The sequence below is a fragment of the Tatumella sp. UCD-D_suzukii genome, from assembly GCF_000611875.2.
GTDB classification, from domain to species: Bacteria; Pseudomonadota; Gammaproteobacteria; order Enterobacterales; family Enterobacteriaceae; genus Tatumella; species Tatumella ptyseos.
On sequence record NZ_JFJX01000029.1, the window covers coordinates 44572 to 66017 of the forward strand.

The window sequence follows — 21446 nt, forward strand, 5'->3', positions numbered from 1 at the left end:
CCGGTGTGTGCCGCACCGGATAACAGCCAATAAAAAACCAGACAGCAGGCTATCTGGTTTTACAGACAATACATCCGCAGATCTATTGCCGGGAGCAGAGAATCAGTCTTTGTGGCTGACACGTTCAGCAGGAACCTCTTCTGCTTCACTTTTGGCCACAGGAGTATCATCTTCTTTCATGGCTTTTTTAAAGCCTTTAATTGCGCTACCCAGGTCACCGCCCAGTGAACGTAATTTATTCGTGCCGAAAAGCAATACGATGAGAGCACCGATAATCAGCAGTTTTGCAATACTGATACCTTCCATAATATACCTTTAAACCTCAGCGAAAAACGTTACACCTACATTAAGACGCAAAGCCGATTATAACACAATACATTTCTGTAACAGACTACTAATCGCATTTTTCGGCCGCGCCAGCTCCGCCAGGAAAGCAGAGACTACAGGATGAACCCTGCTCCGGCGCCGGAAAAAAGACAATAAAAAACCCGCCATTGGCGGGTTTTAGAGATTCTGACTGAAAATTACAGGCTGATAACGTTAGCAGCAGATGGGCCTTTAGCACCGTCAGTAATTTCAAACTCTACGCGCTGACCTTCAGCCAGAGTTTTGAAGCCATTGCTCTGGATTGCAGAGAAGTGTACGAATACATCTTTGCTGCCATCTTCAGGAGTAATGAAACCGAATCCTTTAGATTCATTAAACCACTTAACGTTACCTTTAATCTTGGACATCTATATTACCTTTACTTGAAAAATGGACACTAAACTGTGTCGTCACGTAGTACATCAATTGCGGTGCAATTTGTCCAGCACCATTTGATGAAAAAGTGATAAATGTCTCGATTTTTTGCTGATAGAGCATTTATTGCACAATTTCAGGCCCTAAAACTGGAACCGGAACCATGCGAAGTAAACGTTTCCATTATTATGCGTCCCGGGAATATAGGTCATCTGGAATGTTGCAGGTCCGTAGCCGACCGATGCCAGCGGTAATACCAGTGGTATCGGGATATAATTCCAGTTATTTCGCATCGTCACTCCGGCCGTGTAACCCGCCCCCAGATGGAAACGTTGATCATTTAAAGGACGCCATGTGGCTTCCCAGCCATAGCCTCCGATAGGCTCCCATTTATTAAAGGAGTCTTTAAACGCCATCAGGTAGAGCCCCTGCCAGTTACCTTTTTCATCATAACGGGAGATACCGCCCCCTGCTCCCCAGGGTCTTTCGTTATAACGATCAATATGTTCACGGTCATAGGTCATCCGGTTATGCCATGTGATGGCCGGAACATACAAATCCACATTCGGTGAAGACGTCCACGTCGTTGCCACATTATTACTGAAAGTATTCCAGACACCGGAAATATCCTGTCCGGTGGTGGCGGCATGAGCGAAAGGTACACTACACACTCCGGCCACGAACATAGTTAACTTTTTGTATTTATTGAATTTCACTGCAATTCCTGCCACATAATTATTACGATGTGCCGGCCTGTAAGCCAGCAATCATTGTTTTTGTCGGGCATCTGATTATCAGCCGCCCCCATAATTCTCTGGCCTTTGCAGAGGATAAATCGTGAGTGTCCAAAGATAATAGTCAGTCTCCGGAAACTCTCACCGTCCGGGAGGGTAGAAAATATCGCACCTCCCGCCTACGGGGTGTTTATCAATCCCGGAGCTATACTGCAAGGAAATTTATCAATGAAAGGGTCCGTTATTCTCGCCCGGTGTATGTACCGGTAACGTCAATGACTCGTTCTGTTGCAAAATGTCGCGGGCAAGCTGTTCATCTTCAGCCTCTTTTACCAGGCTTTCCTGCTGCTGCCCCTCCTGTGGAACATACAGTAAATGCGCCAGGAATGGATAATGGTCCGATCCGATGTCTTCCAGACGGCGCAATGACCCCAGAATAAACTCATGACTGTGAAAGATATGATCCAGTGGCCAGCGCAACAGGGGATATCTGGCGTTAAAGGTACAGTACATTCCCCTGCCCCGACGCGGGTCCAGCAATCCGCTGATTTTAAGAAATAACCGGGTGGTCCGGGACCAGGCGACATCATTCAGATCACCGGTCACGATCACCGGCAGCATTGCCTGAGCAACACTTTTACCTACCAGTACCAGTTCCGCATCCCTGTCCTGTGATTCATCATTTTCGGTCGGGCTGGGTGGCATCGGATGCACACAATGCAGACGCACCTCAATACCTTCAGGCAAGGTGACCAGCATGTGCATTGACGGGATCTGTTGATCAACCAGATACTGTATTTCCGCATCACGTAACGGTAACCGTGACCAGACATGCATCCCGTACAAATTATCTTTAGGGCATCTGACACTATAGGGATAGTCCTGGTCCAGGACGCTGAGTTGTTGCTCCCACCATGTATCTGTTTCAACCGCCACCAGCACATCCGGAGCTTCAATACGGACTTGTTTCAGCAATTTTCCCGCCTGACGATTGGGTGTCAGTACATTGGAGACCAGAATCCGGATGCCGGGATGCGCTGTATACCCTTCAGCATCCCGTACCTGTTTTTTTAGCAACCGGGTATACGGAAAAATCCACCAGCACTGGTAGCCGCAGCAGCCCAGACAGATCAGCAATACTGCACCTGCCAGCCACGGTGCGTGTGTGAACAGGAAAAACTGTACAATACCCGACAGCGCAGAAATGATCAGCAATTGTAACCTGGGGAAATCCCAGACCCTGACCCACCAGGCCGTATGCCTGGACAACGGCAGCAGCGTGACCAGCAGCAGCAATAACGTTATACAGATATCAAAGGTAACCACCCGACACTCCTTTCTCCGCGATGGCTGAACGGTTTCAGTACCGTCAGTCCACTGGCTGATAATAGTACAGAGAGCGTCTGTGAGCGGAACGATTCTGTCTGACAGGGAATAAAAATTCGCGGGCGGAGGGAAGGCAGCATGACCGGTTGACCGGTAGCTTACTGAGGCTGGCTGTCAGCGTCTGTAAGCTACCGGGTATCTGGGCAGTAGGTCTGCACGGGGAAAGGCGGTATCCCCCGTGATATTCTCATACAGGCCCTTTATTCACGCCCACCGAAGGTACCGACCATTCCGGCAGAAGCCAGTGCATGTCCTTCCAGTTTTGCCATCAGGCCGGCGGTATCCAGACCGGCGGGCAAACTGTCGGGAGGCAAATCGGTGGCTATCAGCGTGAAGGTATAAAAATGCCGGTCACTGTTCGCCGGAGGACAGGGGCCATTGTAGACCTCACGACCGAAGCTGTTTTTCCCCCCCGTGAAGCCTTGTCCGTTCGCCAGCGCGGTACGTTCAAAATGCTGACTGGATGACGGGATCCCATAAGCCAGCAGATGGGTGATGCCAAGACCATTCCGACCCTGGGCATCCTGAATAATTAGCGCAAAACTACGGGTCGCCGCCGGCGCGTTCTGCCAGCTAAGTGACGGGGAAATATTCTGCCCGTGGCAGCTTTTCACCTGCGGCAGATCCCCCCCCATCGCGACCGGCATGGGGTGACCGGAAGTGAAATCCGGGGAACTGAGGGTAAATGTGGCTGCCATTGCAGCCAGCGGTGACATAACAGTCAGAGACACAACTAACAGATTTTTGAGGATATTTTTCATCACCTTTCTCATCGGCAGTGGCTTTATTCAGGGAGAACGGCACGTTTATCACAAACAAACGCGCGGTTAAACCATGAACGCTGTTCACCGAAAAGGCAAGGCAAAGCACCTGTAGTACAGACCCGGAACACGGGGATAACGCCCGGGGTCTCCGGTCTTTGTCCCCCGTTACAGGGGACAAAGAGGGTCAGGGTCGACGATACTTTTTCGGGGGAGCCGGTTTCAAATGCCGGCAGGAGAAGACTTACTGATCATCGCTGCTCAGCGGGTCCAGCATATAAGAGATCATCAGCGCTAATTGCGCCATTAACGTATATTCACCATGATGTGTCTGCATTCCTGCCCGTTCGGCAGCCTGTAATAGCGGTGTCATCTGCGGGTAGATCACCGTATCACATACCCACGTACCGGCCGCCAGTCCTGACAATGAAAAGGCCTGTTGTCTGTCTTCCCCTTTACCTGCCGGAGTCGCGTTAATCGCGATATCACAATGCGCTGGCGCTTCGGTGCCGTGGATCACCACCAATCCGGGATGGTTTCGGGACAGGCTTTCGGCCAGTTGTACCTCTTTATCCCCGGTACGGTTATACAGGATAAGCTCTGTCACCCCCTGTCCGGCCAGGGCATGGGCAATCGCACTGGCCGAAAAACCCGCGCCGGCCAGATAAACGCGCTTTCCAGCCACGTCGATCCCCTGCTGTCGCAGTCCGGCAATAAATCCATCGCCCTCCAGTAACGTACCGCTGAGGGTTCCGTCCGGGGAACGGCGGATAACATTACAGGTTCCTGTCATCTGCACGGCCGGGCTGACATTATCCAGCCATTCACACACCGACTGCTGATGTGGCTGAGCAATGATAGCCCCGGCAAAATTCTGACAATGCCTGAGCCCGGTCAGAAGTTCCGGTAACCCAAGAGAGGCGACGTGCATAGGGATCATCAGCACATTTTCCCGCTGCTGCTCTACCAGCATCCGGTTAACCAGGCCCGGGGAACGGACCCGGGCTATCGGATCTCCGATAACAGACGTCAGTCGTGACAAGCCGCAGACTGATTCAATTGACTGCATAGAGGCTCTCCGATACAGGTGATGTCCGGCAGGAGACGCTTTGCTCACCGGACGACCGGGCGTTACCCGCCCGGTGAAAATGAGTCAGTAATGGTTCAGGAGGGCTGGCAGACAATAATGATCATGCCCGCCAGCGCCACACACGCACCGGTAATATCCCAGCGGGTTAATGCGATGCCTTCAATGACCCTCAGCCAGGCCAGAGCAACACAAATATACACCCCGCCATAAGCTGCATATGTCCGCCCGGCAGCGGCCGGATGGAAAGTAAGTAACCAGGCAAAAATCACCAGACTAAGAGCACCAGGAACCAGTAACCAGTGACTTTTATGCTCACGCAGAACCAGATAAGGTAAATAGCAGCCCACAATTTCAGCGATGGCAGTGAAGATAAATAACAATGCTGTTTTCAGCATCACAACACATTCCTTATGTTCAGAGAATGATCCCCTGCACAGGTATAACCCCGGACAGGCGGAATGTTCAGCCCGATACGTCATTCAGGCTCTGTTCTTCAGTTTAGCTTAATGATAAACGTTCTTTGTTTTTCTACGCGAAAAAATCTGTCACTCACCCTTCCTGCACTGCAGCTCTTTTCATTTTCTGAACCGTATACAGCGCCGGGGCCGGTGTTTAGAGTACAACCTGAGCGTAATGTCTGACACCCATCACTCTGACACTACCGGCACAGTCGCCTGCTGGTGCAAGGCGGTTACTCTAATTTTTTGATGCTGTCTTTCAAAAAAACCAGGTGATGTTTTAACAGTATTTCGAGTAATTTATCTTTTTTTTAGGGGGGCTTATGAATAAATTAATTAATAGTTTCGACAACGCGGTTAACCATCCTGATTTTGCTAAATTACTGCTGCGACTGGTTTTTGGTTTCCTGATGCTGTTTCACGGTGTGTTTAAACTGGAACATGGGGTCGACTGGATTAAACCGATGCTGGCAGCTCACGGCTTACCCGGCTTTGTCGCCTACGGTGCGTATATCGGTGAAGTGATTGCTCCGGTGCTGATCATCCTGGGTGTCTGGACCCGTCTGGCTGGCCTGGTTTATGCCATTAACCTGGTCTTTGCCGTGGTTCTGGTCGCCGGTGCGAATTTCTTCAAAACGACAGATGTCGGTGCCTGGGCATTGGAAACCGAGGCTCTGTACTTCTTCGGTGGTCTGTTCATCATGCTGCTGGGTGCCGGTAAATACAGCCTTTCCCGCCGCTGATCCAGCCCGGACCAGCATTTATTGGTCATACTGATCCCCTGACTGCCCGTCACTGACGGGCAGTCAGTCGTTTATTCTGACCTGGTTACTCACCGCTTATCCGCTGCGTGGACGTCAGTATGTTGTCGCAAATTTTCTGACATCTCATCCAGTGCCTGCCGATGTTCCAGTCCCCACTGATAAAGTTGCTCGATCGGCCCGGCGAGGGTTTTCCCTAACGGGGTCAGTGAATACTCTACTTTTGGCGGGATCACCTGAAAAACCCGGCGATGGATCAATCCACGTATTTCCAGTTCCTTCAGCGTCTGCAATAACATTTTTTTCGAAATGCCCTGCAGGCTGCGCTGCAGCTCACCTGGTCGGGCGCGCCCCTCCGGCCAGTGCCAGAGTGCGTGCAGAACCATACTGCTCCATTTTACAGAAAACAGATCCATCAGCCGGCGCGGCCCTGAATCTGCATAAAAATACACCTTTCCGTCTACCCAATCCGGCATTCGCACTCTCCCCCGCTTTTATGGTCACCATTTGGTAACTGCTATCCATAAAGGATCCTTCTGTTTATAGTTTACCTCCTGTTTTCAGTTAAAGCTCTGCCTGTCAGAGCCAGACACAAGGTCTGTTATGCAAATAAACGCTATTATCGCCCAAAACCCGCAAGCCCCTCTGGTGTACGGAACCTCTTCACTACGTCCTCTGCAGAAAGGCGATATCCGTATTGATATTCTTTACTGCGGTGTTTGCCATTCAGATTTACACATGGCCAGGAATGAGTGGGGATCCAGTCATTATCCGCTGGTGCCGGGACATGAAATTGTCGGCCGGGTGCTGGAAACAGGCTCCGAAGTAACCTGCCACCAGCCTGGTGATATCGTCGGTGTGGGGGTTATGGTGGATGCCTGCGGGCACTGCCATTTCTGTGATCAGCAGGAAGAACAATATTGTGAACAGGGGTTTACTCCGACCTATAACGGCATAGATCGCCATACCGGGGAACTTACCCGTGGCGGATATGCTGAACAGATCATTGTTGATCAGCATTTTGTTGTGTCCGTTCCGGAGAACCTGCCACTTCATGCCGTGGCTCCCCTGCTTTGCGCCGGGGTTACCGTCTGGTCGCCTCTGAAACATTTCAATCTGCAACCCGGACAACATGTCGGCGTTGTCGGGCTGGGTGGACTCGGGCATATGGCGATCAAACTCGCCAGTGCCATGGGCGCTGAGGTGACACTATTCACCACCTCACCGGAGAAAGGCGAAGATGCACGACGCCTCGGTGCCCGGCATGTTGTCATTTCCTGCGATCCGCAACAAATGGCCGATTGCGCGCACCGGCTGGATCTAATCCTGGACTGCGTGGCTGCGCCCCATTCTCTCGACCCTTATCTACGGACGCTGAAAACCAACGGTCACCTGGTTCTGGTGGGGATCCCGGACGCACCGCATCCCGGGCCTGAGGTCACCCCGATGGTTTTCCGCCGGTTAAGTATTTCCGGTACCTCGATTGGCAGCATTGCCGAAACCCGCGACATGCTGGCATTTTGTGGCCAGCATGGGATCACCGCAGAGGTAGAAGTTATCGCCGGTGAAGCGATAGAAGAGGCTTTTCGCCGGATGCTGGCAGGGGAGATTAAATACCGGTTTGTGATAGACATGAAAGCGACCCGCTGGACGAACGTCGGGTCGTGATCATCCACTGCCTCTCACGAAAGGGGCATTCGCCCCTCAGCCCGGAGGCTGAGCATCCAGGATACGTTTCGCCTGCGACTCCGTCAGTGGGTAATCAAAGAACTGCCGGTAGAAATCCCGGGTCTGACGGACCATATTGATGTCAGGAAACAGATCCGGATGGAACAATCTCGCTGCCCATGGGATCTGCAGGGCAACCTCCGTCCCGTAACGATCCCAGGGGAAGACACCGGAAGGATTACGGACGACGTGGTTCAGTTTCACCGCCCGCAACTGACTGAACAGACCCCGGTAAGGTGATTGTGCAAGGGTGCCAGCACCGGCATCCAGAATAATATAATCCGGTTGCCATGCCAGCACCTCTTCCGGGGTGATCTCTTTCATATTCCCATCGACACTTTCGGCGACATTACGTCCACCGGCCAGCGTGATCCAGGTATTAATCAGCGTATTCCTGCCATCCACTTTTAACGGGTGCAGAGACTGAATATGCAATACTGTCGGACGCTGCTGCGGAGTCAGCGTTCGGGTTTTATCACGGACCACCGCGATCTGCCGGTTAAGATAGCGGTTATATTCCTCCGCTCTTTGAAGAGCCTGCGGCGTGCCGACCACTTCAGCTGTCGTCAGCAGTGAACGCTCCATCGATGGAAAATCGGTAAATCCCATCATGACGACCGGAATACCGGCCTGCCGATAGCTGTTTGCTGCAGGATCATTCTTAGCTACAAAGATCACATCAACATGACGCAGAACCAGCGCCTCACTGGAAAACTCATGCCCGGGCGTCTGTAATGCCTGATTCAGTGACGGCTGTATTTTAAACATCCAGGGGCGATCCCGGGGATGATTCACCGTCGCGACAATGCGATCACCGGCCCCCAGCGTCATCAGTAAGGAGTGATGCGCGAACCAGCCATCCGCAATACGGTTGGCGATGTCAGGTACCTCAACCCGGTTGCCGGCATCATCGGTCACAGTCTTCGCCGACAAGGCCGGGGAAAGAAAAGCGAGCGAAAGGAGCAGGGCCGTCAGGGGAAATCCGCTGCGTAACAGTGTGTGCTTTTTCAAAATAGTACCTGTCATGGCATCCCGGCCGGGAGAGTTATCGGCCTGTGTAGTCAGTCTCTTTATATATCAACTCCGAAGACGGCGGGCAAGTGAAGGATAAGTCAGCAGGATAACGCTGAAGCCGTGCAAAGTTCCGGCCCGTTTATGGTATTTCTGTCTCTGAGTGTGTCAGAAGTCCCTGTTTCAGCAATAACTGTCTGGATAATGAAAATTGCGTAAACATCCCGCAAAAGTGATTGTGACACCGGGAATAATTCACGATGCTGTCTGTGAATTTCTTCTCAGGAGTTGATTATGAAACAGATTGCGATTTATCTTTCAGCCCCCCTGCTACTGGTTTCTGCGCTGGCCTGTGCCGCTCCGCAAACACAGGCAGATCATCACCCGGAAGGCTTCGGCCCGCATAAGCATGGCATGATGCCACCGCGTCCGATGCCACTGTATGCAGCGACAGAAACTACCACCACCCCGGCAGAAACCCTGAAAAACCTGGTCGCTCAGGTGCCTCAGACCGCTGCCGGGAAGTATCAGGTCAAAGTTGAGGTGTTACCTCTGCCTGAAAAACCAATGCATCCTGCCCCGGCAGATCATTAAGCTATTACCGGGGATAAGTCACTTTCTGCTGTCCCCGTCCTGCTTTCTCCCCACCGGCTTACTCTTTGGAGGGTTACTCACCCCTCCGTTCTCTGATTTTCCTGACGGTTATCTGCCACGGCGCACAGGCATGACTCCTGCACCCTCAATGGCATTGACCCGCAGAAGAGCTAATGATGACTGCACTCCTCCGGGAGATCAGTCATCTGATCCCTGTAATGTCAGCACCAGTGTCCGGCTGCCACCATGATCACGATGTTCACATAAATAGATGCCTTGCCAGGTCCCCAGATTCAGATACCCTCCGGACACCGGGACCGTCAGTTCTGCCCCCAGTAAGCTGCTTTTCAGGTGGGCTGGCATATCATCGCTGCCCTCATACGTGTGCTGATAAAATGGTGCATTTTCCGGAACGGCATGATTGAAATAACGTTCAAAATCGCCCCGGACGGTAGGATCCGCATTTTCATTAATGGTCAGCGATGCCGACGTATGTTTAATAAACAGATGCAACAGACCGACCGCTGGCCAGCGAATATCGTTCAATGCATTTTCGATATCATGAGTGATCAGATGAAAACCGCGCTGGCGCGGCTTTAGTCTGATTTCTTTCTGTATCCACATGGCAGGCCCCTTTTCCGGTATTCATTTTGGTCAGTATAACGCGCTGATTTCAGCACATGTTGCTGACCGTTTTAACACGGATCAGGCTTGCCCGGAAAATACGGGGACGATCTTCAGACAATCAGACGGCGCAAGGCGGCCATTGCCTGCCGGGCAGCATCTGCCGGTGGCTGTTTTTTTAGTTCGTCATTAAACACTTCCAGCCCCAGCGGACCCTGGTACTGTTTTTCCCGCAGACAGGAAAGCAGTTGCTGTAACGGAAAGACTCCGTCCCCGGGCAGCAAGCGCTGATGTCTTGCAATATCAATCAGTTGCTGTTTGTCCGGTATTTCTCTGACATCCGATAGCTGTACCAGAAATATTTTATCTGCCGGAACATCTGCCAGGTCCGCTACCGTACGCCGCAGTGCAAAAATATGGAAAGCATCAATCACTAATCCCAGCGCCGGGGAGTCGACCTCATTAATAATCTCCAGCGCGGCAGGCGTGGTATTGACACAGGTGCTCCAGCACATTGCCTCATAGGCTATACGCAGATCCCGCTCGACAGCCTGGGCGGTCAGCCATTGCAGGTCACTGACTATCTTATCCTGCACGCATCCGCGTTCGGTATTCGCCGGTACCAGTACCGTCCCGGCACCGACTTTCACTGCGGTGTCCAGTATCTCCAGTGCCTGCTGGCGTTTAATTTCCCGGTGCACGTCTGCGGCTCCGTCAAAATCCAGCAGAACCTGATAATCCGTCAGGGTGATGTCCAGTGAACTGAGATGTTGACGGATCCCGGCGGTATCTCCCCCGGTCTCCTGAACATCCTGCTGCCACAACTCTGCTTCCGCAAAACCAGCGTCGGCCACTGCTTGTAACTTTTGTGCCGTTGTTCCCCCCAGAAGGATGGTATTAAGAAATAATGCATTCCGGTTAATCATACTGCCGTTCTCCTTTTTCGTTCAGCTCACCTGTTGTTCAGGCCACAGACGTGGTAGCGCCATCAGTGATGATGTAATCCTGGCAGATAAACAGAATAAATCCGCTCATTGACTGTTTTACCGAAAAACAAAAAAGAAAACTGTCTGAGAGATCTGACCCCGGATAATTTCCGCACGTTTTTTTGTCCGGAGTTTACAGGGGTACAGATACTCTGTTTGACATCGCTGATATTCAGAATTTCAAATAACGGTCAGGAACAATTATTTTACCCAGTTCCCTTTTAAAGGCCGGGATAACTGAGCCAGCACAACAATCAGACACAGCTCAATGGAAACGGCCCAGTAAATGTGACCGAGAAGTTCACTCCATAACTCATAGCCATTCAGATTCCATAACCACCCTTTTGCACCGGAGGCGTACACCGGGTAACGAAAACCGAGCAGCGGGATGAGAAAACCGTGCATCACAACCGTGATCACAATACCGTAGAGCGCGCCATACCACAGGCGAATTTTCGGGGACAGGGCCGAAAGAGCAACGTAGACAAAAGCAAAAATAAAACTGAACAACCAGTGATACAGCGTCACCGCACCCGACACCATGGTGCCCTGATAAATATAATCCAGCGAATGCGAGTTGATTCCGGCCCAGCCTAACCAGCTATCAATGTTTGCGGCCGGGGGCGAGATTTCCCCGGCGACCCGGGGAGGCATATTCACCTCGGAACCCCATTTCACTAATGAACTGATAAATCCCCCGAGCAACGTCGTGCGAAGGATAACCTGACGATTACTTTTGATTTCCAACATACGCTTGTCCTTATTCCACAGAAGTACCGGGGAGAAAAGTGCAGGCACGTCGCACTTCCTGCTCCCGATGATAAACCCTGAAACGGGTTTCCGGTGACTGCTCCTCGTCCTCACTCATAAAACAACCAGCATAGAGACCATGCGAATCACTGCCTCTCTTCAAATAATGCAACACCACTTATACATTAAATATATTTACTGTTTATTGATTCCGCTAGCGAAATGGCAATTAATATAAGATATTTTCAGTGTGTGGATTTGACTGCTGTGGACCGGGTTCCTGATAAATATTACGGAGCCACGCATTTTCCGGTCAGTCCGGTGCTCTCAGTCAGGGTTAACGGAGAATACCCCGAATTCATCCGGAAAACAGCATTCACCCCATGACGCTGCCTCAGGATAAAGCGCCCCGCACAACGTCCGGCAACGGATTGCGGATATCCATTTTCTGCACAATGTGATACACCCTTTATAAAATAAAATGTACAGGCGGAAATGATGGTTAAAGGATCCTGCCTTTGTGGCGCGATACGCTTCACCCTGCAACAAGTACCCGAAAAATTTTATCGTTGTCATTGTTCGTTATGCCGTAAACAGACCGGAGTGGGTCACAATCTGGCGACATTCATTCCTGCGACGGAGTTTGCCTGGGAAGACGGCCAGCAAAGGATCGCAACCTGGCAAAAAACAACCGGTTACCGTAACGATTTTTGTGCGTCATGTGGCTCGACCGTGCCTAATGCCCTGCGCGATGTTCCTTATATCTGGGTACCGATCGGTCTGATTGAGGAAGACCTGGCGCTGGAATGCCTGGGAGACTATTGCACAGAAGATGCCATGTCCTGGGATTGTCACCGAAGCCGCCATAGTACCCCGGGGCCGGTTCGATCCTTAGACGAGCTGCTGCCGGACACCAGTATCGACTGAGACCGGCTGCAGGGAATATTCCTATGGGTGGTGCAGCAAAGGAAGCGGAAAACAGATACCGAAAAAGACTCAATAATGGCCCGCTTAATTTGAAAATGTCTAACCCCGTTCTACCCGGCAAGAAAAGCATCCCTGTCTGGCATTGTGGGCAAGAATAAAATCAACCTTATCGTTTTTAAAAAGCGAAAGAATATGCTCCTTCACTTCTCCTGGCTGAGCTATCGTCGCCTCAATAAGCATATCCCGGTGATCAAAACCTCGAAGAGAAATCATTCTTTTTTGCATAACTTCCGGAATCGTGTCTCTGAAGACACCTTCCTCTGACTGCCCCTCCCATATAAAAATAGCATGTGAGCCACGATAGGGAGAATCCGTATCAAGATAAGTATGGTTTAACAGGATCCCTGTTTCTCCGGTGGGGATATCTCTTAACGTGATCCGGTCCGGGTAGCATGGATATTCATCAACATGGATCCTGATAGCGCCTTTCTTTCTTAGCTCATCGTCCGGCAGACCATAAAGATGACTGAAAGCCCTTCCGTTTAATCCTCTGATAATAAAAGACATATCACGCACTTCCTGTTATGAGTTGAATCTTAGCCTATCAATTTTTCAGAAGTTTAAAAACACGGTTTATTGCATTCAAATAACCCGCGATAAGATATCCCTGTACCGTCGGCAGGCTACTCTCACATCTGTCAGCGTGATATTGATTTTCCCGGACAAGCGTGGTGTTGTCTGGCGGAAGGTCCCCCTTCAGTGTCAGGGGCTGGCCGTAATGTCAGGTTCGGCGCTGCGAATAGCGCCCCAAAACCTTCCACCCGGGCATCGCTACTGTTTTTCGGTTTTAAAACAAAACCACAATCCGCTTTTCCGCGGATGTCTGCACCGTTGGTCGGGCGACATCGCACCGCTGAGCGAGAGGTCATGCTGAGCAGGAGCGAATCATGACCGGTCCGTAAAGGACACATGAATGAGTGAAGGTACCGCGCAGCGGCGGGCAGGCCTGTCGCAAGGCCGGGGGTGCAGAGGGCGCGGCCTGGCGCCCTTTGTCCGGTCGCCCGCGGCGGATTACAGGCAGCAAGCCTTATTATAAAGCGAACGGCATATTCACTATACTGACACAAAAAAATTATCCGTTTTCCCGCATATCTGCTCTGAGCCGGTTCCGCCCGTCATACGTGCAGTAGTTTCAGTTGCCGCATGGCGGCGGCCGGGTTAAGGCCCGAAGGCGCGGGCCTTAACAATCCCCGCCTGGCGCAGGTCCTCGCTGCCCCCTCACTTATCGCTCCGGCCTGACGGCCCGCCCGGATTCGCCGTCCTGGCTCAACCGTTCTTTCGCCGGCATCCCTGCCGGCTCTGCCTGGCCGTCACTCTGCGTTCGGCGCTGCGGATAGCGCCCCAAAACCTGCTCTCCGGGCATCGCCACTGTCTTTCGGTTTTAATACAAAACCACAATCCGCTTTTCCGCGGATGTTTGCACCGGTGGTCGGGCGACATCGCACCGCTGAGCGAATGAATGTGTCCAGGACGAGCCGCAGGGACGCGGCGAGAGGTCATGCTGAGCAGGAGCGAATCATGACCGGTCCGTAAAGGACACATGAATGAGTGAAGGTACCGCGTAGCGGCGGGCAGGCTTGTCGCAAGGCCGGGAGTGCAGAGGGCGCGGCCATGCGCCCTTTGCCCGGTCGCCCGCAGTGGGGCCCGGGCAGCATGCCCGAAAATAAAGCGAACGGAATACTCACCGTACTGATAATAAAAAACGCATCCGGTTTCCCCGTGTATCCGCTCTGAGCAGGTTCTGCCCGTCATGCGTACAGTAGTTTCAGTTGCCGCATGGCGGCGGCCGGGTTAAGGCCCGAAGGCGCGGGCCTTAACAATCCCCGTCTGGCGCAGGTCCTCGCTGTCCCCTCACTTATCGCTCCGGCCTGACGGCCCGCCCGGATTCGCCGTCCTGGCTCAACCGTTCTTTCGCCGGCATCCCTGCCGGCTCAGCCTGGCCGTCACTCTGCGTTCGGCACTGCGGATAGCGCCCCAAAACCTGCTCTCCGGGCAGTGATCCTCGTGTTTAGTCTTTTAAAATACGGAAAATATCTTCTTATCTGATGCTTGCATCGTTGGCAAGGCGACATCGCACCGCTGAGCGAGTGAATGTGGCCAGGACGAGCCGCATGGACGCGGCGAGAGGTCATGCTGAGCAGGAGCGAATCATGACCGGTCCGTAAAGGACATATGAGTGAGTGAAGGTACCGCGCAGCGGCGGGCAGGTTTGTCGCAAGGCAGGGAGTGCAGAGGGCGCGGCCATGCGCCCTTTGCCCGGTCGCCCGCTGCGTGGCCCGGGCAGCATGCCTTACCACAAAGCGAACGGAATATTCACCGTACTGACACAAACAAATTCTTCGGTTCCCGTGTATCCGCTCTGAGCAGGTTCCGCCCGTCATACGTGCAGTAGTTTCAGTTGCCGCGTGGCGGCGGCCGGGTTAAGGCCCGAAGGCGCGGGCCTTAACAATCCTCGCCTGGCGCAGGTCCTCGCTGTCCCCTCACTTATCGCTCCGGCCTGACGGCCCGCACAGATATAACGTGATTCCGGGTCTGAGGGACGACAATCCGGATCAAATGTCAAAAACAGTCCGCATTAAGCTTGGACGACTCAGGGAAACGGTCGGTTCTAATACGCTGATACCTCCTGATTTTTGTATGGATATGCCTTAATACTGCTTTAACGTCCATAAGACGAACGTTGTATTCCTCCTGCCCGGTTTATGTATCAATGGATGATGACGAAACAGGGGTATTATGGAGTTTGAGTATCAGGAATATTGGAATATGCCGGAGACATATTAATGAATTTAACGGATCCAGACCAAACACTGCGACCGGTACGAACTCCGGGGAAAAAACAATTAAGACATTGAAAGTAATAACAAAAATACATTAATAATTTTGTGTTTACATGAACAGCACATTCACATAAATTCATAAAGACAGGCCCTGGCATTGCAGAAGATAACTGTTCCGGGAATGGCGCCGGGTTTGTTAATTTTATCAGGGAGGATAAATTGGCAACAAAATCGTTCAGGTTCACGACACCTGGCTATCCGGCCCTGGAAGGGGTCGGTGCTTTACATGCATCTTATACATTGCTTCTGAATGTCACTGAAAACGATAGTAAAGAAGGGAAAGTTCTATTTTTATCTGCATCGATGTTATGTAATGCAGCCAGAGCTTATGGTTCAGGTGTGATTAAACCCTGGTGCACCGTTGAAAGTAATATCGATAATAAAAAATACGTTTTGGATGCCAGAGAGAGATGTTTTGCTCTCACACAGGATGAAATTCTTATCGGGGGAGCCCGCTTTACTTTAAAAACAAGTAAAAAACATCCAGCCAGTTTTAAAAATAGAAAACGGATACGTTTTAAATACAGGGTATACGGGCTCACTGCCCCCGCCCCTAATAAAGCAACACACTATATCTCACTGAATAAATTCAGGCATTTTTAATATGAAAAAAATATTATTCCTCCTCCGGACAGTGACACTTTTTTTCTTTCTGTCAGGCCATGCAAATTCTTATCAGGAACCTGTTTCCATTAAAGAAAACCCTGTAAACGAGGTGGCGTTTTTAGTTGAAAGGTTAGCGGTGTCGGCCCCCGGCCAGCGTAATGAAATCCTTTCAAAAATTAACTCAATCCGAAAAAGTAACCCTGAAAACACCGCAATCCTGTTAATGTACACAAATAGTCTGATAGGAGAAAATTACTATAAAGAAGGCATTGAATTTCTTAGAGAACTCTATAGTAAAAAACCTGTCCGAACCTATTTACTGACAGAATGTATGTTAAGACAAAGAACAGGAGACAAGGAAAGGGATTGCTACCAGGAGGTTGTACAGCTTTCTGAACAACAGAATTTGATTGATTCAGATTATGTCACAGCACTCTTCTTCACCGACACAAAAAAATTCAGCACAGTGAAACAACAACTGATCAAAGAAAACACCTTCAAAGAGAGTGATTTTTTAATATTCACGCTGGGTGAAGAAAAAATTCTGCATGAATTTTTCCCATAAATACTTACCGGGGCATCGCGCCGGTCTTATCATTCGTCCGGTTTTATGCCGATATGGTTCGGTCACGCACTATCTTTCCGTCCCTGAATCATTCCCCTCGCAATCCATTATCCCGGACTCACAATAATTGCAACTAACATGGTTGTGTCAGCACCCTGATGTTGAGCGACTTTCCTGGTTTTGACCACCATCAACTCAGTCCCTTAAAATTACAGACTGGATATTCCGACACCGGCCCCCTTAATGTGAGTCTGTGGTGTTCCCCTCCGGGCTTCAACGCTCATTAAGCGGAATGAATTATGTCAGGCAACGATGGAATTTGCCCGCATTTTGCGGGCACGAAATATAAGTTTTTATGGACCATGCCAGATTTCCTTGTATACCAGCCAGAGGGGAGGCGGGAATACAGGTTAAATTGTACTGTTAAATTTTCTGGCCGGGACTACCCACTCACCTTTACCGTTCATCCCCCGCTTCCAGGTTCCCGGGAAATCGTCTTCCCGTTGTCCAAATCGAGCGGGTTCATTTAGTATTTTTGTTGTCTGGAACCGTTGACTTAATCCACTGGATTGAAGGTATGCATCCATTAACCCCGGCCCCGTAAGATATATGGTTATTTGATGGCGAAGAGAAGGTACCGCTCTCTTTCCTACCCACATGATTTCCCTCAATGGAATATCCTTCAAATCTTTTAATGCTTTCCTTAATAAATCTTTACCTGCAGTGCGGCCAAACCCCATCTCATAGAGATGATTTTTCGCATAAGGAGTCACTGCATAATTAATCATTTTTTTCAGAGTGTTGGTGCGGGGCTGGCTGACAATTACTGCATTGGATAAGCGTGTCTGATTACTCAACACCTCCTGATGTATTAATATGTCAGACGTTCCCGTGCTGCTTACTCGTTCAGGAGATATCAAACCAAGACTACCTGATACCATAACATCCACATCCATATAAATACCGCCAAACTTCTCTAAAACAACCAGGCGTAAAATATCAGAGGCAGCTGCGTAATTATGATAAGGACTATCAGACATTTCTCTTTCAACAGCAGATCTAATATATCCTGTCATTTCGGGCAAATCACGACAGTTTATAAGATTCATAAATTGTGAGCTATATCCAGAATTTATTATGTTATTGACCATTCTGTGTGGATTGGTCGTCCAAAGATAGACCGTGTAATGTGGGTTGTTTGCTTTAAAATGTATAATGTTACTTATTGCATATTGTGGCAGGGGCTTATTTCCAATCCAAATGTAATGTGCATTTTTTGGGTACATGTATTCACCGCAGAGCTTAAAATATGGATGGCTTTTATATAGCATCATGCTCTTTTTGTATACACTTGTGTTTTTATTAGGCAGACCAAAAACAGTCAATCCGATAAGACAGTCCTCATTATTATGGTACTTTACGGCTATGCCCGCGTTTCAACCATTGACCAGAGCCTGACCCTGCGGATACAAATTCTCCGCGCTGCCGGGGGTGAAATCATTCGCGCAGAAAAAGCCCGCGGAAGCAGCCGATCCGGAATAAGCGAGTTGAGCTGTTACCGAACCGGTAATACGCTGAGGGTTGCTCGCGTGCGGTAAGTGTCAAGGTAGTTGTCACCCCCAGTTAATTTAAGCCGCCTGTTTTTCCCGGTCCGGATTTAACGTTACCGGACCTTCCGGCTGCCAGTTTCTCGTTCTGCCAGACCACCTTTCAGGATGGGCCTGTCTCGCGCTCCGGTACAGTTTATCCCGTTGTTTCAGCAAAGCTCTGTCTTCTCCGCGATGCCGCTCTGACGGAGTCACATAGCGTATTCCGCTGTGACGGTGCGTTTCGTTATACCACCGGGTAAATTTATCCACCCACTGGCGGGCATCCGACAGCGTTCTGAACCCCGATGACGGCCACTGCGGCACATACTTCAGCGTCCGGAACAGTGACTCTGCATACGCATTATCGTTACTGACCCGCGGACGGCTGTGAGACGGCGTGATATTCAGTTCGTGCAGTTTCATCTGCAGCGTCTGTGATTTCATGGCTGCGCCGTTATCTGCGTGCAGGACCAGCGGATGCCGCCAGCAGCCTTCACGCATGACACTGCGTTGCATTAAGGCAGCAGCCTGTTCACCGCTTTCTGTCTCATGCACTTCATAACCGGTGATTTTCCGGCTGTACAGGTCAGTTATAATATACAGGTAATACCAGCGTCCACGTACCACCGACGGTAACCAGGTGATGTCCCATGACCAGACCTGACAGGGGCCGGTAGCCGTATAAGTTGTCGGGACAGTGACCTTCTGTTGCCGCCCCTGACGCCCCCTGCGGTGTACTTCACCACTGCGTCGCAGTATCCGGTAAAACGTGGATTCACTTGCCAGGTAAATACCTTTATCCGCCAGCCGTGGCACGATTTGTGACGGTGGCAGGCTGGCATATTCCGGCTGATGGCAGACATCCCGTATCCGGTTTTCTTCCTCAGAAGATAGCCGGTTAAACGGTACCGGCCTGAGGGCTTCAGGTCTGCCGTCACGCGGATTCTTCATCCATCGTCGCCAGGTACGCAGACTGATGCTGACTTCCCGGCAGGCAATGGCCCGTCGTGCACCCGACGTTACCGCTTCATTTATCCACAGAATAAACTGCTGTCGTTCGCTTTCAGGGGTCAGTCGTCCGCGTCTGTTTCCCCGTAGTAATCCGTGAGCTTTTTTCGCAACACCAGTATGGGTGCCGCCTCCGCCAGGGCTTTTTCCTTGCGGAGCAGTTCTTTCTTCAGCTGTTTATTTTCTTTCAGGCTTTGTTTCAGCGCCGCTTTATCACCAGGATTCTCCGTCTGTAAAAATCCCTGCCGCCACTGAACCAGCTGTTCCGGATAGAGTCCTTTTTTACGGCAGTATTCTGCTACTTCAGCTTCAGAAAGCGTGGCAGTTTCGACTATTGCGGCAAAGCGTGCTTCTGACGACCATTGTTCACTGTTCTTTTCTGCACCAGGCACCGGTTTCCCCTCTGATTTAGCCTGATTACGCCAGTTATACAGGGTAGCTTCGGATATTCCTTCCATCTGTGCAACGGCTGCCACGGTCATATTGTAAGGCGGTAACAGTTTTGCCAGTGTTGCAACCTTACGTTCCGGTGAAATACGTTTCATGTGTCACTCCATGCCCTCAGATTGATTTATCAGAGGGGGTGACAACTATGCTGACACTGAGGGCGTGGCACGCAGCATTAAGCGTCTGCAAAATACTGTGTATGCCCGAATCAACAGGGCATAACGAACAGGGCAATGGAATCGCCTGATTTTTTCCAATTTGTGACCTGCCCCCGGATATGCTCCCTTAACTGAGGGACCACTCCCATGACTGTGGTTCATCACTGAGTGCTTATGTGAGCCTGAATGACTCTTAGTATAGAAAATGTTAAGAAAATTATTAGTCTGCCTGACAAACAGGAAATGTATAATACGTAATCATTTGACTGAAAAGGATTGATTTTGAATGAAAGGAATCGACAAAAAACTAATCATCTTCACCACAAAAAAAAGATTCAATGACAGGACTGCCGATGACATGCAAAGCGGAGATATGGATATTGATACACTGAAAAAGCATTATCATCTCGGGCAAGTATCAACTTTCATCGACTGGACTACTTTTGGTCCCTTCTATCAGCATCACTCGACTAACTCCCTCCGGCCAGTTAGTCGAGAAAGAGCCATAGCGATGTTATACGATGAACTGAGATCTCAGTCCTATGTCTTTTCTTTCCGGGGACCATACCAGGGCTTGATCATAGACCTTTTCAATCATATGCAGCGCAGTAATGGAAAAAATTATCAGCATCCGACGATGAACAATGCCTACAGAAATCTCATTCTGAGTGACAACGCTGCCGATAGCACATTATCCATAATTAAAAATACCCTCGGGCAATTTGATTTCAATAAATCCCAACTGACGAAAGAAAATTTTTCAACTGTGTTATCTAAAAGTCATTTACCTAAATACACAAGATGGAAAGATTTCGTCAATGGAATGGGAATTACCGTCCATGATATAAACAGCACAGAAATATCTATTGAAAGCCTGACCTTCCAAGGCAATAAATACACTGCAGTTATCAAATACAGAGCACAAGACCATTTTGGCTTAGACAAAGAAGATATCTTAAAAGTTAAATTTAACTCTATTGCTTTCTTTAGAATATGGTTCGTTCTACAGAGAGCTAAACATTTTTCTCAAAAGCCATTTTTCACAAATTTCGAGGCTACTATCACATTAACAGGGGAAAACAATGTTTAACTATAAAAGGATTGGTTCAATTTTAGTTTTTTTAATAATAGCATACTGCATTTTGATTGCTGTAAGACCAGCCAAAATAGTCAGGGTTGATAATAATACGGTTTTTGTAGAGAATTTACCAATGACGAATAAAGGAAAACTAAGTTGGTGGTTGAAAAACAAAGAATTACTTCAGAATAAATATCATATTATCAACCCCCCGGATAACTTCACAGTTATTATCATGAATTTCGATGGTTATGAGAAATTACCCAAAGGAGTCAGAGACGGTTCAATTGATGACTATACCTGCTTTGATGATAATAATGGCGAGCAAAAGAAATGTGTTTATAACAGTATAGCAATTGTTGTGAGAGGAAGCCTTGGTAGTAAAATCTATATAAATATTGACAAGAATAAATACACTTTAACACCAGATGGTAAAGTAAGAATTGGATATAAATAAGAAAGACGTGTAAGCACCCCTGCAGAAAGAGCCATTCACTTTTAGAGATCTTCCGACATACTGAATATGTCTCCTGAAGGAGATCAC

At 49.8% G+C, this 21446-nt stretch carries 23 protein-coding genes and 1 pseudogene; 9 read left to right on the top strand and 15 right to left on the bottom strand.

Annotation, left to right across the window (positions count from 1 at the left end; genetic code table 11):
• Positions 1–102: 102 nt before the first annotated feature.
• From tatE to CG67_RS06605, 7 genes are all read right to left on the bottom strand, one after another.
• Positions 103–306: a twin-arginine translocase subunit TatE gene (gene tatE, locus CG67_RS06575; protein ID WP_025902168.1), complete on the bottom strand. Its 204-nt coding sequence runs from the start codon at positions 304–306 to the stop codon at positions 103–105.
• Positions 307–524: 218 nt separating this feature from the next.
• Positions 525–734 carry a transcription antiterminator/RNA stability regulator CspE gene (cspE, locus tag CG67_RS06580; RefSeq protein WP_006118399.1) on the bottom strand — a complete coding sequence of 70 codons (210 nt, stop codon included), beginning with the start codon at positions 732–734 and terminating at the stop codon, positions 525–527.
• 150 nt (positions 735–884) lie between these two features.
• Positions 885–1427 carry a lipid IV(A) palmitoyltransferase PagP gene (gene pagP, locus CG67_RS06585; RefSeq protein ID WP_025902169.1) on the bottom strand — a complete coding sequence of 181 codons (543 nt, stop codon included), beginning with the start codon at positions 1425–1427 and terminating at the stop codon, positions 885–887.
• Between the two features lie 273 nt (positions 1428–1700).
• Complete coding sequence (locus tag CG67_RS06590) at positions 1701–2801, bottom strand: endonuclease/exonuclease/phosphatase family protein (protein ID WP_025902170.1); 1101 nt, start codon at positions 2799–2801, stop codon at positions 1701–1703.
• Between the two features lie 260 nt (positions 2802–3061).
• Positions 3062–3622 carry a YbhB/YbcL family Raf kinase inhibitor-like protein gene (locus tag CG67_RS06595; RefSeq protein WP_025902171.1) on the bottom strand — a complete coding sequence of 187 codons (561 nt, stop codon included), beginning with the start codon at positions 3620–3622 and terminating at the stop codon, positions 3062–3064.
• Between the two features lie 244 nt (positions 3623–3866).
• On the bottom strand, positions 3867–4691 hold the full coding sequence (locus tag CG67_RS06600) for a shikimate dehydrogenase (protein ID WP_025902172.1): 825 nt from the start codon (positions 4689–4691) through the stop codon (positions 3867–3869).
• A 95-nt stretch (positions 4692–4786) separates the two neighbouring features.
• On the bottom strand, positions 4787–5107 hold the full coding sequence (locus CG67_RS06605) for a YnfA family protein (RefSeq protein ID WP_025902173.1): 321 nt from the start codon (positions 5105–5107) through the stop codon (positions 4787–4789).
• A 386-nt stretch (positions 5108–5493) separates the two neighbouring features.
• Here CG67_RS06605 and CG67_RS06610 point away from each other — a divergent pair, with 386 nt between their 5' ends.
• Entirely contained in the window at positions 5494–5913 is a 420-nt protein-coding gene (locus tag CG67_RS06610; protein WP_029991612.1) for a DoxX family protein, read from the top strand.
• Positions 5914–6002: 89 nt separating this feature from the next.
• On the opposite strand, the gene CG67_RS06615 is transcribed toward CG67_RS06610, so the two are convergent.
• Positions 6003–6407, bottom strand: coding sequence for a helix-turn-helix domain-containing protein (locus tag CG67_RS06615; protein WP_025902174.1), 405 nt, complete (start codon positions 6405–6407; stop codon positions 6003–6005).
• A gap of 127 nt (positions 6408–6534) precedes the next feature.
• Here CG67_RS06615 and CG67_RS06620 point away from each other — a divergent pair, with 127 nt between their 5' ends.
• Complete coding sequence (locus CG67_RS06620) at positions 6535–7599, top strand: NAD(P)-dependent alcohol dehydrogenase (RefSeq protein ID WP_025902175.1); 1065 nt, start codon at positions 6535–6537, stop codon at positions 7597–7599.
• Positions 7600–7635: 36 nt separating this feature from the next.
• Here CG67_RS06620 and CG67_RS06625 read toward each other — a convergent pair whose 3' ends face one another.
• Complete coding sequence (locus tag CG67_RS06625) at positions 7636–8670, bottom strand: ABC transporter substrate-binding protein (protein WP_025902176.1); 1035 nt, start codon at positions 8668–8670, stop codon at positions 7636–7638.
• A gap of 294 nt (positions 8671–8964) precedes the next feature.
• Here CG67_RS06625 and CG67_RS06630 point away from each other — a divergent pair, with 294 nt between their 5' ends.
• On the top strand, positions 8965–9264 hold the full coding sequence (locus CG67_RS06630; protein WP_025902177.1) for a hypothetical protein: 300 nt from the start codon (positions 8965–8967) through the stop codon (positions 9262–9264).
• Between the two features lie 198 nt (positions 9265–9462).
• Here the strand turns inward: CG67_RS06630 and CG67_RS06635 are convergent, their stop codons facing one another.
• The 3 genes from CG67_RS06635 to CG67_RS06645 form a co-directional block, all read right to left on the bottom strand.
• Positions 9463–9888 (bottom strand): secondary thiamine-phosphate synthase enzyme YjbQ, encoded by a 426-nt coding sequence (locus tag CG67_RS06635; RefSeq protein ID WP_025902178.1) that lies wholly within the window; start codon positions 9886–9888, stop codon positions 9463–9465.
• 113 nt (positions 9889–10001) lie between these two features.
• Positions 10002–10814 (bottom strand): sugar phosphate isomerase/epimerase, encoded by an 813-nt coding sequence (locus CG67_RS06640; protein ID WP_029991608.1) that lies wholly within the window; start codon positions 10812–10814, stop codon positions 10002–10004.
• Between the two features lie 261 nt (positions 10815–11075).
• The gene (locus tag CG67_RS06645; protein WP_025902180.1) at positions 11076–11624 is read right to left on the bottom strand and encodes a DUF1440 domain-containing protein; all 549 of its coding nucleotides are present in this window, start codon (positions 11622–11624) and stop codon (positions 11076–11078) included.
• 498 nt (positions 11625–12122) lie between these two features.
• Here CG67_RS06645 and CG67_RS06650 point away from each other — a divergent pair, with 498 nt between their 5' ends.
• Positions 12123–12551 carry a GFA family protein gene (locus tag CG67_RS06650; RefSeq protein ID WP_025902181.1) on the top strand — a complete coding sequence of 143 codons (429 nt, stop codon included), beginning with the start codon at positions 12123–12125 and terminating at the stop codon, positions 12549–12551.
• Between the two features lie 99 nt (positions 12552–12650).
• Here CG67_RS06650 and CG67_RS06655 read toward each other — a convergent pair whose 3' ends face one another.
• Positions 12651–13118: a DUF1203 domain-containing protein gene (locus tag CG67_RS06655; RefSeq protein WP_025902182.1), complete on the bottom strand. Its 468-nt coding sequence runs from the start codon at positions 13116–13118 to the stop codon at positions 12651–12653.
• Between the two features lie 2492 nt (positions 13119–15610).
• Between CG67_RS06655 and CG67_RS06665 the strand changes: the two genes are divergently transcribed.
• Together CG67_RS06665 and CG67_RS06670 are read left to right on the top strand one after the other, a co-directional pair.
• Positions 15611–16054, top strand: coding sequence for a hypothetical protein (locus tag CG67_RS06665; protein ID WP_235501112.1), 444 nt, complete (start codon positions 15611–15613; stop codon positions 16052–16054).
• Between the two features lies 1 nt (position 16055).
• Positions 16056–16622 (top strand): hypothetical protein, encoded by a 567-nt coding sequence (locus tag CG67_RS06670; RefSeq protein WP_025902184.1) that lies wholly within the window; start codon positions 16056–16058, stop codon positions 16620–16622.
• A 410-nt stretch (positions 16623–17032) separates the two neighbouring features.
• Here the strand turns inward: CG67_RS06670 and CG67_RS06675 are convergent, their stop codons facing one another.
• The gene (locus CG67_RS06675) at positions 17033–17908 is read right to left on the bottom strand and encodes a glycosyltransferase family 32 protein (protein WP_074011158.1); all 876 of its coding nucleotides are present in this window, start codon (positions 17906–17908) and stop codon (positions 17033–17035) included.
• 123 nt (positions 17909–18031) lie between these two features.
• Between CG67_RS06675 and CG67_RS18530 the strand changes: the two are divergent.
• Positions 18032–18214: pseudogene (locus CG67_RS18530) on the top strand (recombinase family protein); the annotation flags it as partial.
• Between the two features lie 36 nt (positions 18215–18250).
• On the opposite strand, the gene CG67_RS17830 reads toward CG67_RS18530, so the two are convergent.
• A protein-coding gene (locus tag CG67_RS17830) for an IS3 family transposase (protein ID WP_152975041.1) occupies positions 18251–19764 on the bottom strand; the annotation gives its coding sequence in 2 pieces (ribosomal slippage) (positions 18251–19311 and positions 19311–19764; 1515 coding nt in all).
• A 346-nt stretch (positions 19765–20110) separates the two neighbouring features.
• On the opposite strand from CG67_RS17830, the gene CG67_RS17395 reads away from it, so the two are divergent.
• Entirely contained in the window at positions 20111–20914 is an 804-nt protein-coding gene (locus tag CG67_RS17395; RefSeq protein ID WP_025902188.1) for a DUF3289 family protein, read from the top strand.
• Positions 20907–21359 carry a DUF943 family protein gene (locus tag CG67_RS06695; protein ID WP_025902189.1) on the top strand — a complete coding sequence of 151 codons (453 nt, stop codon included), beginning with the start codon at positions 20907–20909 and terminating at the stop codon, positions 21357–21359. Before CG67_RS17395 ends, CG67_RS06695 begins: the two co-directional genes overlap by 8 nt.
• Positions 21360–21446 lie beyond the last annotated feature (87 nt).

Excerpts from the sequence above, each read along its gene's own strand:
- tatE (WP_025902168.1), bottom strand. The coding sequence starts at position 306 with ATGGAAGGTATCAGTATTGCAAAACTGCTGATTATCGGTGCTCTCATC.
- cspE (WP_006118399.1), bottom strand. The coding sequence starts at position 734 with ATGTCCAAGATTAAAGGTAACGTTAAGTGGTTTAATGAATCTAAAGGA.
- pagP (WP_025902169.1), bottom strand. The coding sequence starts at position 1,427 with ATGTTCGTGGCCGGAGTGTGTAGTGTACCTTTCGCTCATGCCGCCACC.
- CG67_RS06595 (WP_025902171.1), bottom strand. The coding sequence starts at position 3,622 with ATGAAAAATATCCTCAAAAATCTGTTAGTTGTGTCTCTGACTGTTATG.
- CG67_RS06600 (WP_025902172.1), bottom strand. The coding sequence starts at position 4,691 with ATGCAGTCAATTGAATCAGTCTGCGGCTTGTCACGACTGACGTCTGTT.
- CG67_RS06605 (WP_025902173.1), bottom strand. The coding sequence starts at position 5,107 with ATGCTGAAAACAGCATTGTTATTTATCTTCACTGCCATCGCTGAAATT.
- CG67_RS06610 (WP_029991612.1), top strand. The coding sequence starts at position 5,494 with ATGAATAAATTAATTAATAGTTTCGACAACGCGGTTAACCATCCTGAT.
- CG67_RS06615 (WP_025902174.1), bottom strand. The coding sequence starts at position 6,407 with ATGCCGGATTGGGTAGACGGAAAGGTGTATTTTTATGCAGATTCAGGG.
- CG67_RS06620 (WP_025902175.1), top strand. The coding sequence starts at position 6,535 with ATGCAAATAAACGCTATTATCGCCCAAAACCCGCAAGCCCCTCTGGTG.
- CG67_RS06630 (WP_025902177.1), top strand. The coding sequence starts at position 8,965 with ATGAAACAGATTGCGATTTATCTTTCAGCCCCCCTGCTACTGGTTTCT.
- CG67_RS06635 (WP_025902178.1), bottom strand. The coding sequence starts at position 9,888 with ATGTGGATACAGAAAGAAATCAGACTAAAGCCGCGCCAGCGCGGTTTT.
- CG67_RS06640 (WP_029991608.1), bottom strand. The coding sequence starts at position 10,814 with ATGATTAACCGGAATGCATTATTTCTTAATACCATCCTTCTGGGGGGA.
- CG67_RS06645 (WP_025902180.1), bottom strand. The coding sequence starts at position 11,624 with ATGTTGGAAATCAAAAGTAATCGTCAGGTTATCCTTCGCACGACGTTG.
- CG67_RS06650 (WP_025902181.1), top strand. The coding sequence starts at position 12,123 with ATGGTTAAAGGATCCTGCCTTTGTGGCGCGATACGCTTCACCCTGCAA.
- CG67_RS06655 (WP_025902182.1), bottom strand. The coding sequence starts at position 13,118 with ATGTCTTTTATTATCAGAGGATTAAACGGAAGGGCTTTCAGTCATCTT.
- CG67_RS06670 (WP_025902184.1), top strand. The coding sequence starts at position 16,056 with ATGAAAAAAATATTATTCCTCCTCCGGACAGTGACACTTTTTTTCTTT.
- CG67_RS06675 (WP_074011158.1), bottom strand. The coding sequence starts at position 17,908 with ATGTACCCAAAAAATGCACATTACATTTGGATTGGAAATAAGCCCCTG.
- CG67_RS17395 (WP_025902188.1), top strand. The coding sequence starts at position 20,111 with ATGAAAGGAATCGACAAAAAACTAATCATCTTCACCACAAAAAAAAGA.
- CG67_RS06695 (WP_025902189.1), top strand. The coding sequence starts at position 20,907 with ATGTTTAACTATAAAAGGATTGGTTCAATTTTAGTTTTTTTAATAATA.